Source organism: Bradyrhizobium sp. RD5-C2, from assembly GCF_019972155.1.
GTDB lineage: Bacteria > Pseudomonadota > Alphaproteobacteria > Rhizobiales > Xanthobacteraceae > Bradyrhizobium.
This window is the reverse complement of the sequence record NZ_BOVL01000022.1, coordinates 48,667-63,592: the sequence shown is the minus strand read 5'-3', so window position 1 is coordinate 63,592 and position 14,926 is coordinate 48,667. Positions and strand designations below refer to the sequence as shown.

The following is a 14,926-nucleotide window of genomic DNA, read 5'->3' as shown; positions in this document are numbered from 1 at the left end:
ACGCGTTGTCTTCACGCGAACCGGTGTCCACTTCGCTCGAAAACGCTTCTATTGCGGATCGCGGCAGCTAGTTCGATCCGCCGCTATCCTGCACACTCTGCAGATAGGCATATACGTTTCTGAGCTCGTCGTCGCTGAAGACGTCTTTCCAGGCCGGCATGCCCTTGGCCGGCCGCCCGTCATGGACCGTCTTCCAGAATGTCGTTTCCATGTCGTCAGCATAGCGCTTCTTCAGCAGCCTGAGATCGATCTTTCGCTCGGCCTGCACCGCATCCGGGCCGTGACAATGCGCGCAGGTGCCGTTGAAGACCTCCCGCCCCGCGGTGGCATCACCCTTGGCATCCCCGGTGGTTGCAGCTGTTTGAACCGGTTTGTCGGCCGCGGCCGCCTGCCCGACGGTCACCGGCTCGGCCGCGCCAGTGGACGACGTCGTTGCCCGATCCGCCTGGCCAAACTTCACCGGAGCGCCGTCCGGCACACCGTATTTGGCAAACAGGGCGGAAATCTCCGGCTGCAGCGAGGGCAGCACGCCGTCGACTTCATCGCGCAGCGCGCCGGACGCCTTGGCGAAGCCGATCGCGGTCGCCCAGAGCAGGCCGTCACCCTCGGTCGACACGATCTGGTACTTGTCGCCATAGGTCGTCTTGTTGAGCCAGCCCGCCACCGGCGCCCAGATGAAGGCGATGTCCGCGTTGCCCTGTTCGAGGGCCGCCATGCCCTCCTCCGGGCTGAGCACGGTGACCTTCTGGATGTCGTCACGCAGCGCCAGCAGATTTTGCGGCGTCGACTGATACTGCACCGCAACCCGCAATCCCTTGAGGTCGTCGATGCCGGCGAGCTTGCGATCCTTGCCGCCGACCAGCGCGTAACCTTCATGGGCAATCGGCTTCGAGAAGATCACCGAAGGGCCCATGAAATCGTCGATCAGCGGCAGGCCGACCATGGCGTCGCACTGCTTGCTGAGCAGCGTCTCCCGAACGGTGCGCTTGCCGAAATAGGACTTGTACCAATTGGTGCTCACCGTGCGGCCGAGCTTCTGCGCCACCGCCTGGCCGATCTCGAGATAGAGGCCGGGCTTGCCCGGTTGGTCGCTCGAGAACGGCAGGTTGGTCGGGTCGGCGCAGAGCCGCAGCGGCGGTTTTGCCTCCTCGGCGCCGGCCGCCAGGGCCGGCACCATAAGGAAGGCGGAGAGCAGCACGGTCCGGATCGCATGTTCCAACCGCGTGTTGCGCGAGGGGGTGCGCAGTTCGTTTCGGGCGATGCAAGACACGGACAATGCTGCCTCCTTGACGATCGTTATTGCAGGGCGAACACGAACAGCGAGCCGCCTTCGGGCGCCGCGGCGACCATCTTCTTGCCGATGTCACCGAGGAAGGCCGGCAGCGCCGCGGTGCGTCCGACCACGATCGCGACATACTGCTTGCCGTCGACCGAATAGGTCACCGGACCCGCGCCGATGCCGCTGCCGAGGTTCTTGGTCCACACCACCTTGCCGTTCTTGGCATCGATGGCGCGGAAATCGCCGTGCAGATTGCCCGAAAACACCAAATTGCCGCCCGTCGTCAGCGTGCCGCCGTTGAAGGGCAGGTCTTCCTTGATGCTCCACACCTTCTTGTTGGCGACCGGATCCCAGGCCACGAGTTCGCCGAGGAAGCCACCGGGGCCTTCCTTGGTCGGGAATTCGGCGCCGAGGTAGAACACGCCGCGCTTGTAGTTCACGTCAGAGACCGACCAATCCATGCAGACATTGTTGGTCGGGATGTAGACGAGGCCGGTCTGCGGGTTGAACGACATCGGCTGCCAGTTCTTGCCGCCGATCAGGTTCGGACAGATGTCCTTGGCGGGATGGCCGGGGCCCGGACGCTTGTCCGGATCCTCTTCCGCCCGCATCGTGTTGATGTCCCACTTCTTGGCCCAGTTGGCGAAGACGTACTTCTCGGCCGAGATCATCTTGCCGGTCTCGCGGTTGGCCACGAAGAAGAAGCCGTTGCGGTCCGCCTTCATCAGGACCGGCGTCTCGCTGCCCTTGATCTTGAGGTCGGCGAGCAGCAGCTCGTTGACGCCGTCATAATCCCAGGCGTCAGCCGGCGTACCCTGGATGTGCCACTTGATCTTGCCGGTGTTCGGATCGATCGCCAGCGTCGAGGCGGTGTAAAGGTTGGTCAGCTTGCCGAAATTACCGTCGCCGGTGGAGCGCACGCCGGTATTCCAGGGTCCCGGATTGCTAGTCCCCCAGTAGACCGTGTCGGACTTGGCGTCGTAGGAGCCGACCAGCCAGGCGGCGCCGCCGCCATGCAGCCCGGTGTCGCCCTTCCAGGTGTCGCTGCCGGGTTCGCCCGGCGCCGGCACCGTGTAGGTCTGCCAGAGCAGCTTGCCGTCCTTGAGCGAGAACGCCTGCAACGAGCCGCGAACGCCGTATTCGCCGCCGCCGAAGCCGGTGATCACCTTGTCGCGGACGATGAGCGGCGGCGAGGTGATCACCGAGCCCTGCTTGTAGTCGACGACGGTCGAGGTCCAGAGCTCCTTGCCGGTCTCGGCGTCGAGCGCGGTCAGCTTGCCGTCGAGCCGGCCGACGAAGATCTTGCCGTCGGCGTAGGACACGCCGCGGTTATTGACGTCGCAGCAGGCGTATTGAAGCACGTCATCCGGAATGTCCGGCTGCCAGGTCCATTTGCGCGCGCCGGTCGCGGCATCGACCGCATAGACGTATTTCGGCCCCCACGATGTCGACACATACAGCGTCTTGCCGATCACCAGCGGCGACGACTCGTTGGAGCGCAGCGAGGCCAGCGACAGCGAATAGACCAGCTGCAGCTTGCCGGCATTCTCGGAATTGATCTGCTTCAGGGGGCTGAAGCGCGTATTGCCGTAGTCGTGGCCGGCGATCGCCCATCCGTTCGGATCGGATGCCGCCTTCACGACGGAATCATTCGCTTTTGACGCGCCGATGCCTGCCATCACCATGGCAACCAGCGACACACCGGCAAAGAAAATCCCGCTCCTCAGCTTCATTGGCTTCCTCCAATATGGTTTCGTTGCCGCGATGGATGCATCGCGCGCGCGGATCGATACCCAATTTCATGAACCAGCGATCTGCTGTCGCTGCGTCGCCAATGAAAATGACAGCAACGCAATTGCGTCGTTATAGGCGGAAGGTAGTAGCAATCGCGGCGGCGATTTTCGGCGCGCCGTCACACCATCCGCCTGCCGAAAACCGCTTGCACTGCGGCGTGATTTCGTCTCGCCGGAGCATGCCCATGGCAGCTTGCAAATTGCCCCTCGAACGGCTGCCTGCTAGGATCGGAAATACAGCCCGGCGCCTTCACGACAGGGCCGCACCTACGACTTTGATCGCGGTTACGTCCCAAATGAAGCGTGGTCTACTGGGCCCATAACGAAGCTATTGGGAGAAACGCGTGTCTACAGTCAAACTGACGGTAAACGGCAGGGCGGTTTCGGTCGACGTCGAGGACCGGACCCTCCTCGTGCATCTCTTGCGCGAAAACCTCAACCTCACCGGCACCCATGTCGGCTGCGATACCAGCCAGTGCGGCGCCTGCGTCGTCCATGTCGATGGGCGGGCTGTGAAATCCTGCACCATGCTGGCCGGCCAGGCCGCCGGCTCCAACGTCACCACGATCGAAGGCCTCGCCAAGGGCGACGAGCTGCATCCGATGCAGGCGGCGTTCCGCGACAATCACGGCCTGCAGTGCGGCTATTGTACCCCCGGCATGATCATGTCCGCGGTCGATATCGTGCACCGCCATGGCGGCAAGCTCGACGAGGAAACGGTTCGCCACGAGCTTGAAGGCAACATCTGCCGCTGCACCGGCTACCACAACATCGTCAAGGCGGTGCTCGATGCCGCCGGCCGCATGAAGGTCGCGCAGGCCGCCGAATAGCCGGCCCACGCAGTACACACGATCAAGCTCATCACCGCCGGTCTCGATGGAAACGGCGGCAAATCGAATCTCCGTTGGGAGGACTAGACTATGGGTGTTGAAGGAATTGGCGCACGCGTCGTGCGCAAGGAAGATCGCCGGTTCATTACCGGACAAGGAAAATACGTCGACGACGTCAAGATGGTGGGCATGAGCTACGCTCACTTCATCCGCAGCCCGCATGCACATGCCAAGGTCAAGGGCATCGACTCCACCGAGGCCATGAAGATGCCCGGTGTGATCGCGGTGCTGACCGGACAGCAGATCGTCGACGACAAGGTCGGCAATCTGATCTGCGGCTGGGCCATCACCTCGAAGGACGGTTCGCCGATGAAAATGGGCGCGTGGCCGGCGATGGCGCCGGAGACCGTGCGCTTCGTCGGACAGGCCGTCGCAGTCGTGATCGCCGAGACCAAGAACCTGGCCAAGGACGCGGCGGAAGCCGTCGTCGTCGACTACGAAGAACTTCCCGCGGTGGCCGACGTCAGGGCCGCGATCAAGTCGGGCGCACCGCAACTGCATCCCGAAGCCCCCGGCAACATCGTCTATGACTGGCATATCGGCGACGAAGCCGCGGTCGGCGACGCCTTCAGCAAGGCCGCCAACGTGGTGACGCTCGAGCTCACCAACAACCGCCTGGTGCCGAACGCGATGGAGCCGCGCGCGGCGGTCGCGCAATACGACCAGGCCGAAGAGCACTACACGCTCTACACCACCTCGCAGAACCCGCACGTCGCCCGCCTCGTGCTGTCGGCGTTCTACAACATCGCGCCCGAGCACAAGCTGCGCGTCATCGCACCCGACGTCGGCGGCGGCTTCGGCTCCAAGATCTACATCTATCCGGAAGAGATGGTGGCGCTGTGGGCCTCGAAGAAGGTCAACCGCCCGGTGAAGTGGACCGGCGACCGTTCGGAGGCCTTCCTCACCGACGCACATGGCCGCGACCATGTTTCGAAGGCGGAGATGGCGTTCGACAAGGACAACAAGATCCTTGGCCTGCGGGTGAAGACCCACGCCAATTTCGGCGCCTACATGTCGCTGTTCTCCTCGGCGGTGCCGACCTATCTCTATGCGACGCTGCTGTCGGGCCAGTATGTGATCCCGGCGATCTACGCCGAGGTGATCGGCGTCTACACCAACACCACGCCGGTCGACGCCTATCGCGGCGCCGGCCGTCCCGAGGCGAGCTATCTGCTCGAGCGCATGATGGAGACCGCGGCGCGGCAATTGAAGGTCGATCCGACCGAGCTGCGCAAGAAGAACTTCATCAACGCGTTCCCGTATCAGACGCCGGTGATCATGGCGTATGACATCGGCGACTTCCACGCCTCGATCGATGCGGCGATGAAGGCGATCGACTATGCCGGCTTCCCGGCCCGCAAGGCCAAGGCGAAAGCCGACGGCAAGCTGCGCGGCATCGGCGTCTCCTGCTACATCGAGGCCTGCGGCATCGCGCCGTCGAAGGCGGTCGGCAGTCTCGGCGCCGGCGTCGGTCTGTGGGAATCGGCGGAGATCCGCGTCAACCCGGTCGGCACCATCGAGGTGCTCACCGGCTCGCACAGCCACGGCCAGGGCCACGAGACGACGTTCTGCCAGATCATCGCCGAGCGGCTCGGCGTGCCGATCAGCCAGGTCTCGATCGTCCATGGCGACACCGACAAGGTGCAGTTCGGCATGGGCACCTACGGCTCGCGCTCGATCGCGGTCGGCGGTGCGGCGATCGTGAAGGCGATGGAGAAGGTCGAAGCCAAGGCCAAGAAGATCGCGGCGCATGCGCTCGAGGCTTCCGAGAGCGACATCGTGATCGAGAACGGCGAGTTCAAGGTCACCGGCACCGACAAGGCGATCGCGCTGCCGATGGTCGCACTCGCGGCCTACACCGCGCACAACCTGCCCGACGGCATGGAGCCCGGCCTGAAGGAGACGGCGTTCTACGACCCGACCAACTTCACCTTCCCGGCCGGCGCCTATATCTGCGAGCTCGAGGTCGATCCCGGCACCGGCAAGACCACCTTCGTCGACTTCGTGGCGGCGGACGATTTCGGCCGGCTGATCAACCCGATGATTGTCGAGGGCCAGGTCCATGGCGGCCTTGCGCAGGGCATCGGCCAGGCGCTGCTCGAGGGCGCGGTCTATGACGACACCGGTCAGCTCGTGACCGCGTCGTTTATGGACTACACCATGCCGCGTGCCGACGACCTGCCGTCGTTCCAGCTCTCCCACACCACGACGCTGTGTCCGGGCAACCCGCTCGGCGTCAAGGGCTGCGGCGAAGCCGGCGCGATCGGCGCCTCTGCTGCCGTGATCAACGCGATCACGGACGCCATCGGCAACAACAAGCTGGAAATGCCGGCGACGCCCGATCGCGTCTGGCACGCCATTCACGGTTGAGGGAGGAAGAGCCATGTACGAGACCACTTATCACCGCGCTTCCTCGATCGACGATGCTGTGGCGCAATTCGCCAAGGGCACGGAGTCCAAGTTCCTGTCCGGCGGACAGACCTTGCTCCCCGTGATGAAGCAGCGCCTTGCTGCCCCATCCGATGTGATCGACGTCGCCAAGATCAAGGACATGATCGGCATCGACGTGTCCGGCGACACCGTCACCATCAAGGCCGCGACCACGCATTACGACGTGGCGCAGAGCGACGCCGTGCAGAAGGCGATCCCTGCGCTTGCCCATCTGGCGTCGATGATCGGCGATCCCGCCGTGCGTCATCGCGGCACAATCGGCGGCTCGCTCGCCAACAACGACCCGGCGGCGGATTATCCGGCGGCGGTGCTGGCGCTCGGCGCGACGGTCAAGACCAACAAGCGCTCGATCGCGGCGGATGACTACTTCAAGGGCCTGTTCACGACGGCGCTCGAGGATGGCGAGATGATCACCGCGGTCTCGTTCCCGATTCCGGCCAAGGCGGGTTATGCCAAGTTTCCGAACCCGGCCTCGCGCTTCGCCCTGACTGGCGTGTTCGTCGCCAAGACCAAGTCGGGTGACGTCCGCGTCACCGCGACCGGTGCGTCGCAAAGCGGCGTCATGCGGGTGGCGCCGATCGAGCAGGCGTTGAAGGCGAACTGGGCGGCCTCGGCGCTCGACAGCGTCACGATTCCGGCGAGCGGCCTGCTCGCCGACATCCACGGCTCGGCGGACTATCGTGCCAACCTGATCAAGGTGATGGGACAGCGGGCGGTGACTGCCGCCGGCTGATAGCGCCTAAACACAAGTCGAGCGGCGGCGCGCAGCGATGCGCGCCGTTCGCGTTTTGCAGGCACCTCGTTTTACCGGCGCTTCCTGGCAAAAGACGCTTGCCTCATCGCGCGTTCGGCGAGACAATTTAGCTAATCAGCTAATTAAAAATACCGTCCCACGGACGGCTGGGGGAACGCATGACATTCGGCACCAAGCCAGCCGTAAGCACCTCAGCCGCTTAACGCCCACAACGAACGGATAACAACGTGCTCGATAAACCCGCCTCCCAAACCGCTGCCCGCACCTCGGGCCCGCTCGCCGGCTTCCGCATTGTCGAATTCGCCGGCATCGGCCCCGGCCCGTTCGCCTGCATGCTGCTCGCCGACATGGGTGCCGAGGTCATCACCCTCGATCGGGTCGGCGCGGGCAAGAATTTGAAGGCGGTGGCAACCCGCGGCCGCAAGGTCATCGAGCTCGACCTCAAGAACAAGGCGGCGATCGCTGAAGTGCTCGACCTGCTCAGCCATGCCGATGCGCTGATCGAAGGTTTTCGTCCGGGCGTGATGGAACGCCTCGGCCTCGGCCCCGATGTCGTGCTCGCACGCAATCCGAGGCTGGTCTTCGGCCGCATGACCGGCTGGGGCCAGGAAGGCCCGCTGGCCAACGCCGCCGGCCACGACATCAACTACATCTCGATCACAGGCGCGCTGGCCGCGATCGGCACCAAGGAGAAGCCGGTGCCGCCGCTCAATTTGGTCGGCGATTTCGGCGGCGGTGCGCTCTATCTCGTGGTCGGCGTGCTCGCTGCGCTGCTGGAAGCGCAGAAGTCCGGCAAGGGCCAGGCGGTCGACACCGCGATGTGCGACGGCGCGGCCTCGCTGATGTCGATGTTCTACGACATGGCGGCGCAGGGCCGCTGGAGCGGCGGCCGCGACCAGAACTTCCTGGACGGCGGCGCGCATTTCTACGGCGTCTACGAATGCTCCTGCGGCAACTTCATCTCGATCGGCTCGATCGAGCCGCAGTTCTATGCGCTGCTGCGCAAGCATGCCGACCTGACCGACGCCGACTTCGACGCCCAGATGGACCGCAAGGCCTGGCCGGCGCTGAAGGCGAAGCTGGAGAAGGTGTTCAAGAACAAGTCGCGCGCCGACTGGTGCACAATCATGGAAGGCACCGACATCTGCTTCGCCCCGATCCTGACCATGGAAGAGGCTCCGAAGCATCCGCACATGGCGGCGCGCCAGGTGTTCGTCGAGCGTCACGGCGTCACCCAGCCCGCCCCCGCGCCGCGCTTCTCGCGCACGCCGTCCGCGATCCGCGAGCCGGAGTTGGCGAGCATCGGTGACGTGACGAGTGCGTGGAAGGCGGGGAAGTAGCTCCGTCGTCCCGGCGAAGGCCGGGACCCATAACCACGAAACGTGGTTATGACGCGCGATCTTTCCGCGGGACTACCATCCCGCATGCTCGATCAATTCCGCGGTATGGGTCCCGGCGTTCGCCGGGACGACACCTGTTGGCGGTACGCTAGCGCGGCACGCTACGCTGTGCCTACGCCGCGTGATCGACCTTGAGCACGCCGCGGCGGATCTGGTCTTCCTCGATCGATTCGAACAGCGCCTTGAAGTTGCCTTCGCCGAAACCGTCGTCGCCCTTGCGCTGGATGAATTCGAAGAAGATCGGCCCGATCGCGTTCGCTGAGAAGATCTGCAGCAGCACCTTGGTCTGGCCGCCATCGACCACGCCCTCGCCGTCGATCAGGATGCCGTTGGTCTTGAGCCTCGCGGTGTCCTCGCCATGCTGCGGCAGGCGGGCATCGATCCGCTCGAAATAGGTCTCGGGCGGCGACGGCATGAACGGCAGGCCGTCGGCGCGCAGCGTCTCGACCGTCGAATGGATATCGCGCGCGCCGCAGGCGATGTGCTGGATGCCCTCGCCGCGATAGATGTTGAGATATTCCTCGATCTGTCCGGAATCGCCGGCATCCTCGTTGATCGGAATCCGGATCTTGCCGTCAGGGCTGGTCAACGCGCGGGAGAACAGGCCGGACGCGCGGCCCTCGATGTCGAAGAAGCGGATCTGGCGGAAGTTGAACAGCTTGGCATAGAAGCCGGTCCAGACATCCATCCGACCGCGATGGACGTTGTGGGTGAGGTGATCGACGTAATAGAGGCCGGAGCCCGCGGGGCGCGGGTTGGCGGCGCCCAACCACTCAAATTCGGCATCATAGGCCGAGCCCTTGGCGCCGTAGCGGTCGACGAAATAGAGCAGGCTGCCGCCGATGCCCTTGATCGCGGGCACATCGAGCGTCTTCTCCGCGGACGACACCTCCGCCGGCTCGGCGCCGAGCGCGATCGCGCGCTCATAGGCATGCTTCGCATCGACCACGCGGAACGCCATCGACGGCGCGCAAGGGCCGTGCGCGGCGACGAAGTTGAAGCCGTGAGTGCTCGGCTCTTCGTTGACGAGATAGTTGATGTCGCCCTGACGATAGACCGTGATCTTCTTGGTCTTGTGGTGGGCGACCGCGACAAAACCCATCAGCTTGAACAGGGCATGCAGCTCGCCGGGGTTGGGGTGGGCATATTCGACGAACTCGAAACCGTCGGTGCCCATCGGGTTCTCAACGCTGATTTCGGCCGGCGGCGCATCGTGCGGAAACGGACCCATGACGGTAACTCCCTGATTTGTCTGGAGATCAGTTTCCGTCACCTGCTGCGCAACGTGCGTGCAAAATAGCCCCTGATTTGCTAGAATTGCGCACGATCCGTGCATGAAATGGACCATTCGCGCATGCCAGACGTCGATGCCTTCGACCTTAAAATGCTCGCCGCGCTGCAAGACGACGGCCGGCTGACCAACCAGCAACTCGCCGACCTGGTCGGGCTCTCCGCCTCGCAATGCTCGCGGCGGCGGATGCGGCTGGAGGAGGAGAAGGTGATCGCGGGCTACCACGCCGACCTCGCCGGCGAGGCGCTTGGCTTCGGCCTGATCGCCTTCATCCACATCACGCTTGCGACCCACTCGCCCGACAACGCGAAGCGGTTTCGCGAACTGGTCAACCGCGTCGACGACATCCAGGAAGCCTATGCGCTGACCGGCGATGCCGATTACGTGCTCAAGGTGATGCTGCGCGACCTCAAGAGCCTGTCCGACATCGTCAACAACGTGCTGATGCCGCACCAGAGCGTCGCGCATGTGCGCTCCTCGATCGTGCTCGACCGCCTGAAGGAGAGCACCAGGCTGCCGTTGAAGGCTCTGCAAACCTGAGCTGGCGCAAATCGAGGGAAATCCGTCATTCGCTTTCCCCGCCCGATTTGCGATCATTCCTCCAACATCCCGCAAGAGAGACGACCATGGCGCTGCAGCTGCGACCGAACTGCGAGTATTGCGACAAGGACCTGCCACCGAGCGCGCTGGAGGCGCGGATATGTTCGTACGAATGCACGTTCTGTGCGGACTGCGCAGAGACCAAGCTCGGCAATGTCTGCCCGAACTGCGGCGGCGGCTTCGCACCGCGGCCGATCCGCCCGGCCAAGCCGTGGCGCCCCGGCGTCTGCACCGTGAACCAGCCGCCGTCAGACAAGCGGGTGCATCTGAAATACAGCCTCGAGGACTGCGCGGCGAACACGGCGCGGCTGAGGGATGTCAGGCCGGAGGAGCGGTGAGTTTCCGCTCGTCATTGCGAGCGAAGCGAAGCAATCCATCCTCTCTATTCGGGGATAGATGGATTGCGTCGTCGCTTCGCTCCTCGCAATGACGGAGAAACAACTTACTCCGCTGCGACGATCGTACCTTCGACCTCGCCAAAGCCGACGCGGTAGCCGTCGCCCTGGCACCAGCCTCGCATGACCAGCGAGTCGCCGTTTTCGAGGAACGAGCGCGTCACACCGCTGCCAAGCTCGACCGGCTCGGTGCCGTTCCAGCTGATTTCCAGGAGGCTGCCGCGCTGGTGCTTTTCGGGACCGGAGATCGTGCCGCTGCCTAAGAGGTCGCCGACGTTCATCGCGCAGCCGCTGGAGGCGTGGTGCACCAGCTGCTGCACCGACGACCAGTACATGTATTTGAAGTTGGTGCTGCAGATTGTCTTCGCTTCGTTCATCGCACCGGCGCGCAAGCTCACATCGAGCTGCATGTCGTAATTGTTCGGCTGGGTCTGCTTCAGGTACGCCAGCGGCTCCGGCTGCTGCGCCGGGCCCTGCATGCGGAACGGCTCCAGCGCCTCGCGCGTCACCACCCACGGGCTGATCGAGGTCGCGAACGCCTTGGCCTGGAACGGCCCGAGCGGCACGTACTCCCACTGCTGGATGTCGCGCGCGCTCCAGTCGTTGAGGATGACGAAGCCGAAGATCATTTCTTCAGCCTGCTTCTCGGTCAGCATCTCGCCCATCGCTGACGCCTGGCCAACCACGACGCCCATCTCGAGCTCGAAGTCGAGCCGCTTGCAGGCGCCGAAGCTCGGCACGTCTGCGGTCGGCGGCTTCAGCTGCCCGCGCGGCCGCCGCACCTTGGTGCCTCCAACCACCACGGTCGAGGCGCGGCCGTTGTAGCCGATCGGCATGTGCAGCCAGTTCGGCTGCAGCGCATTGTCCTTGCCGCGGAACATGACGCCGACATTGGTGGCGTGCTCCTTCGACGAATAGAAATCGGTGTAGCCCGAGACGGCGAACGGCATGTGCAGCCTAACGTCAGCCATCGGTACCAGCGCCCGCGCCCGCAACTCCCTGTTGTCGCGCAGCTCCGGATGATCGGCGCGCAACAGCTCGCTGATCCGCGCCCGCGTCGCCGACCACACCTTCGGCCCGAGCGCCATGAACGCGTTGAGCGACGGCTGCGAGAACACGCCGAGCGGCCCAACATCGAGCCGCGAGTCCTGCTCGAGCTCCCAGAGGTCGAGCACATAGTCGCCGATCGCAACGCCGACACGCGGCGCAAGGCCGTCCTTCGACGAGAACACGCCATACGGCAGGTTCTGGATCGGGAAGTCGGAGGTCGGCGCGACGTCGATGAAGGAGCGGAGTTTTGGGTCGTTGGGGTGGGTCATCGTTTTCTCGATGCAATGATGGTGGTGCCACTTTCGCCACCCTCCCCTGGAGGGGAGGGTCGGCTCGCATGGAGCGAAGGGTGGGGTGATCCCTCCACTCGGGTACTGCCTCAAGGGAGAGACTGTCACCCCACCCCGCCGCTCATTTCATTCGCGTCGACCCTCCCCCTCCAGGGGAGGGTAAGGTCACGGCTTGGTCGGGTCGAACTTCTTCTCCAACCCCTTCCAGCAATCCGAGTAATCGTCCTGCAGCGTCGATGACGTCGCGGCGTGCTGCGTCACGCGCTGCGGGTAGCGGGTCTCGAACATGAAGGCCATCGTGCCGGTCAGCTTCACCGGCTTCAGCTCGCTGTTGCTCGCGTGCTCGAAGGCTTCGCGGTCGGGACCGTGCGGCAGCATCATGTTGTGCAGGCTGATGCCGCCCGGCACGAAGCCCTGCGGCTTGGCGTCGTAGACACCGTAGATCAGGCCCATGAACTCCGACATGATGTTCATGTGGTACCACGGCGGACGGAAGGTGTTGTCGGCCACCATCCAGCGCTCGGGGAAGATCACGAAGTCGATGTTCGCGGTGCCCGCGGTCTCCGACGGCGACGTCAATACCGTGAAGATCGATGGATCGGGATGATCGAACGCGATCGCCCCGACCGGCGAGAAGGTGCGCAGGTCGTATTTATAGGGCGCGTAATTGCCGTGCCAGGCGACGACGTCGATCGGCGAATGCGGCAATGTGGTCTTGAACAGCGCGCCGCCCCACTTCACGTAGAGTTCGGTCGGAGTGTCCTTGTCCTCGTAGGCAGCTACCGGCGTCAGGAAGTCGCGCGAATTCGCCAGGCAATTGGCGCCGATCGGGCCGCGCTCCGGCAGTGTGAAGGCGCCGCCGTAGTTCTCGCAGAGATAGCCGCGCGCGGGGCCATTCGGAATCTCGACGCGGAATTTCACGCCGCGCGGGATCACCACGATCTCGCCCGGCTCGGCATCGATGCGGCCGAATTCGGTGACGAGGCGCAGATTGCCCTGCTGCAGCACAAACATCATCTCGCCGTCGGCATTGTAGAAATGCTGATCGACCATCGATTTGGTGATGAGATAGATGTGCGCCGCCATGCCGGCCTGCGTATTGGCGTCGCCGGCTGTGGTCATGGTCTGCACGCCCTGCAGGAAGGTCATGTCTTGCTTCGGGATCGGCGCGGGATCCCAGCGCAGTTGCGCGATCGGCATGTCGTATTCGTGGCAAGGCGCGGTGCGCCACAGCCCGCTATCTGCCTTGGCGAAGCGGCCGGAGTGCCGCACGGATGGACGGATGCGGTACAACCATGAGCGCTCATTGGTGCCGCGCGGCGCCGTGAACGGCGAGCCCGACAGCTGCTCGGCATAGAGCCCATAGGCGCAGCGCTGCGGCGAGTTGCGCCCCATCGGCAGCGCGCCGGGCAGTGCCTCGGTCTCAAAGCTGTTGCCGAAGCCGGACATGTAGCCCGGCGTGACTTGCCCCGAGCTGCGAACGATCTGATCAGGCGAGGTGTTGATGTTCATCGCTATCCTCCTTGCAGGGCGGCCCACATTTCCTGGTCGCGCTTGTCGGTCCAGATCACGGGATCGTCGATCCCGGACGCTTCGTCGTAGGCACGCGAAACATTGAACGGCAGGCAGTGCTCGTAGATCGCGAATTTCGAGAACTTCGGATCCATCACCTCACGCGTCGCCGCCATTGATTCCTTCAGGCTGCGGCCCTTGGCGACGGAGGATTCGGCGGCGCCGTAGAGCGTGGTGACGAAATCGCGGGTCATCGCGATGGCATCGCGCCCGGTCTCGAGGCCCTTCAGCGCATCGCCGCGGCCCGGCGCGATCGCCTTCGGATTGAAGGCGCGGATCTCGTTCAAGGTCATCGGCCATTCGCGCAGATGCGCATCGCCGCAATAGCAGGCCGAGTGATATTCGATCAGGTCGCCGGAGAACATCACCTCGGCATCCGGCACCCAGGCGACGATATCGCCCGAAGTGTGGCCGGCGCCGAGCTGCATCAGCCGCACCTCGCGCTTGCCGAGATAGATCGACATCTCGCCCTCGAAGGTCAGCGTCGGCCAGGTCAGTCCGGGAATGCTCGCGGCATCCTGGAACAGCCGCGGGAAGCGGCCGTATTCGGAATCCCAATCCTGCTGGCCGCGCTCCTGGATCAGCCGGTGCGTCTCCTGCGAGGCGACGATGCCCTGTGCGTGATAGGCCGAGGCGCCGAGCACGCGCACCGCGTGATAATGCGACAACACGACGTACTTGATCGGCTTGTCGGTGACGGTCTTGACCCGCTCGATCACCTTGTTGGCCATCGCGGGCGTCGCCTGCGCGTCGAACACCAGGCAGCCGTCCTCGCCGACGATAACGGCGGTGTTGGGATCGCCCTCGGCGGTGAAGGCGTAGAGATCGGTGCCGATCTCGGAGAAGGTGACTTTCTTTTCCGCGAGATCCGTGGTCGATGCGAAACCTTTGGCCATCAGTTCAATCCTGTCCGTTTGATCAGTGCTATTGTTGTTGCTGTTGTTGCTGCTGGCTCGCGTCCAGCGTCCGCCGCTTCGCCAGCGTAATCGCCTCGCGCAGCACGTCGAGATCGCCGATGTGGTTGGCGAGCACCAGAACCAGCGCGGCATCGAGATCGGCGCTCTGCGCCTCGGTGAGCCCGCGATGCGCCTCGACGATGGCGCGGAAGGCGTCATCGGGCTTTGCAAAGTTCGAACTGGTCGACAGCGCCATCGCAAAATC

Annotated in this window: 13 protein-coding genes; 6 read left to right on the top strand and 7 right to left on the bottom strand. The window is 64.2% G+C overall.

The features are described from left to right. Nucleotides 1-67 precede the first annotated feature (67 nt). Both BraRD5C2_RS29090 and BraRD5C2_RS29085 read right to left on the bottom strand, forming a co-directional pair. Complete coding sequence (locus BraRD5C2_RS29090) at nt 68-1,270, bottom strand: c-type cytochrome (protein ID WP_308444455.1); 1,203 nt, start codon at nt 1,268-1,270, stop codon at nt 68-70. A 26-nt stretch (nt 1,271-1,296) separates the two neighbouring features. Continuing rightward, nucleotides 1,297-3,012 (bottom strand): PQQ-dependent dehydrogenase, methanol/ethanol family, encoded by a 1,716-nt coding sequence (locus BraRD5C2_RS29085; protein ID WP_223974504.1) that lies wholly within the window; start codon nt 3,010-3,012, stop codon nt 1,297-1,299. Between the two features lie 404 nt (nt 3,013-3,416). Here BraRD5C2_RS29085 and BraRD5C2_RS29080 point away from each other — a divergent pair, with 404 nt between their 5' ends. The 4 genes from BraRD5C2_RS29080 (at nt 3,417) to BraRD5C2_RS29065 (ending at nt 8,507) form a co-directional block, all read left to right on the top strand. After that, nucleotides 3,417-3,902, top strand: coding sequence for a (2Fe-2S)-binding protein (locus BraRD5C2_RS29080; RefSeq protein WP_097675807.1), 486 nt, complete (start codon nt 3,417-3,419; stop codon nt 3,900-3,902). 90 nt (nt 3,903-3,992) lie between these two features. Then, nucleotides 3,993-6,332, top strand: coding sequence for a xanthine dehydrogenase family protein molybdopterin-binding subunit (locus BraRD5C2_RS29075; protein ID WP_223974502.1), 2,340 nt, complete (start codon nt 3,993-3,995; stop codon nt 6,330-6,332). Nucleotides 6,333-6,345: 13 nt separating this feature from the next. Continuing rightward, entirely contained in the window at nt 6,346-7,146 is an 801-nt protein-coding gene (locus tag BraRD5C2_RS29070; RefSeq protein WP_223974500.1) for an FAD binding domain-containing protein, read from the top strand. Nucleotides 7,147-7,394: 248 nt separating this feature from the next. Continuing rightward, on the top strand, nt 7,395-8,507 hold the full coding sequence (locus BraRD5C2_RS29065; RefSeq protein ID WP_223974498.1) for a CaiB/BaiF CoA transferase family protein: 1,113 nt from the start codon (nt 7,395-7,397) through the stop codon (nt 8,505-8,507). Between the two features lie 172 nt (nt 8,508-8,679). Here the strand turns inward: BraRD5C2_RS29065 and hppD are convergent, their stop codons facing one another. Continuing rightward, nucleotides 8,680-9,798 carry a 4-hydroxyphenylpyruvate dioxygenase gene (gene hppD, locus BraRD5C2_RS29060; RefSeq protein ID WP_223974496.1) on the bottom strand — a complete coding sequence of 373 codons (1,119 nt, stop codon included), beginning with the start codon at nt 9,796-9,798 and terminating at the stop codon, nt 8,680-8,682. Between the two features lie 123 nt (nt 9,799-9,921). Here hppD and BraRD5C2_RS29055 point away from each other — a divergent pair, with 123 nt between their 5' ends. After that, nucleotides 9,922-10,398 (top strand): Lrp/AsnC family transcriptional regulator, encoded by a 477-nt coding sequence (locus BraRD5C2_RS29055; RefSeq protein ID WP_223974494.1) that lies wholly within the window; start codon nt 9,922-9,924, stop codon nt 10,396-10,398. Nucleotides 10,399-10,484: 86 nt separating this feature from the next. Next, nucleotides 10,485-10,796, top strand: a complete 312-nt coding sequence (locus tag BraRD5C2_RS29050) for a DUF1272 domain-containing protein (protein ID WP_223974492.1) — start codon at nt 10,485-10,487, stop codon at nt 10,794-10,796. A 104-nt stretch (nt 10,797-10,900) separates the two neighbouring features. On the opposite strand, the gene fahA is transcribed toward BraRD5C2_RS29050, so the two are convergent. From fahA to BraRD5C2_RS29030, 4 genes are all read right to left on the bottom strand, one after another. Further along, a complete protein-coding gene (fahA, locus tag BraRD5C2_RS29045) occupies nt 10,901-12,172 on the bottom strand; it encodes a fumarylacetoacetase (RefSeq protein WP_223974490.1) in 1,272 nt (423 codons plus the stop codon). A gap of 186 nt (nt 12,173-12,358) precedes the next feature. Next, on the bottom strand, nt 12,359-13,705 hold the full coding sequence (gene hmgA / locus BraRD5C2_RS29040) for a homogentisate 1,2-dioxygenase (RefSeq protein WP_223974488.1): 1,347 nt from the start codon (nt 13,703-13,705) through the stop codon (nt 12,359-12,361). Nucleotides 13,706-13,707: 2 nt separating this feature from the next. Further along, a complete protein-coding gene (locus BraRD5C2_RS29035; RefSeq protein WP_223974486.1) occupies nt 13,708-14,661 on the bottom strand; it encodes an MBL fold metallo-hydrolase in 954 nt (317 codons plus the stop codon). Between the two features lie 28 nt (nt 14,662-14,689). Next, complete coding sequence (locus tag BraRD5C2_RS29030; protein WP_223974485.1) at nt 14,690-14,917, bottom strand: DUF2783 domain-containing protein; 228 nt, start codon at nt 14,915-14,917, stop codon at nt 14,690-14,692. Nucleotides 14,918-14,926 lie beyond the last annotated feature (9 nt).

Excerpts from the sequence above, each read along its gene's own strand:
- BraRD5C2_RS29075 (WP_223974502.1), top strand. The coding sequence starts at position 3,993 with ATGGGTGTTGAAGGAATTGGCGCACGCGTCGTGCGCAAGGAAGATCGC.
- BraRD5C2_RS29050 (WP_223974492.1), top strand. The coding sequence starts at position 10,485 with ATGGCGCTGCAGCTGCGACCGAACTGCGAGTATTGCGACAAGGACCTG.
- fahA (WP_223974490.1), bottom strand. The coding sequence starts at position 12,172 with ATGACCCACCCCAACGACCCAAAACTCCGCTCCTTCATCGACGTCGCG.
- BraRD5C2_RS29030 (WP_223974485.1), bottom strand. The coding sequence starts at position 14,917 with ATGGCGCTGTCGACCAGTTCGAACTTTGCAAAGCCCGATGACGCCTTC.
- BraRD5C2_RS29055 (WP_223974494.1), top strand. The coding sequence starts at position 9,922 with ATGCCAGACGTCGATGCCTTCGACCTTAAAATGCTCGCCGCGCTGCAA.
- hppD (WP_223974496.1), bottom strand. The coding sequence starts at position 9,798 with ATGGGTCCGTTTCCGCACGATGCGCCGCCGGCCGAAATCAGCGTTGAG.
- BraRD5C2_RS29070 (WP_223974500.1), top strand. The coding sequence starts at position 6,346 with ATGTACGAGACCACTTATCACCGCGCTTCCTCGATCGACGATGCTGTG.
- BraRD5C2_RS29085 (WP_223974504.1), bottom strand. The coding sequence starts at position 3,012 with ATGAAGCTGAGGAGCGGGATTTTCTTTGCCGGTGTGTCGCTGGTTGCC.
- hmgA (WP_223974488.1), bottom strand. The coding sequence starts at position 13,705 with ATGAACATCAACACCTCGCCTGATCAGATCGTTCGCAGCTCGGGGCAA.
- BraRD5C2_RS29035 (WP_223974486.1), bottom strand. The coding sequence starts at position 14,661 with ATGGCCAAAGGTTTCGCATCGACCACGGATCTCGCGGAAAAGAAAGTC.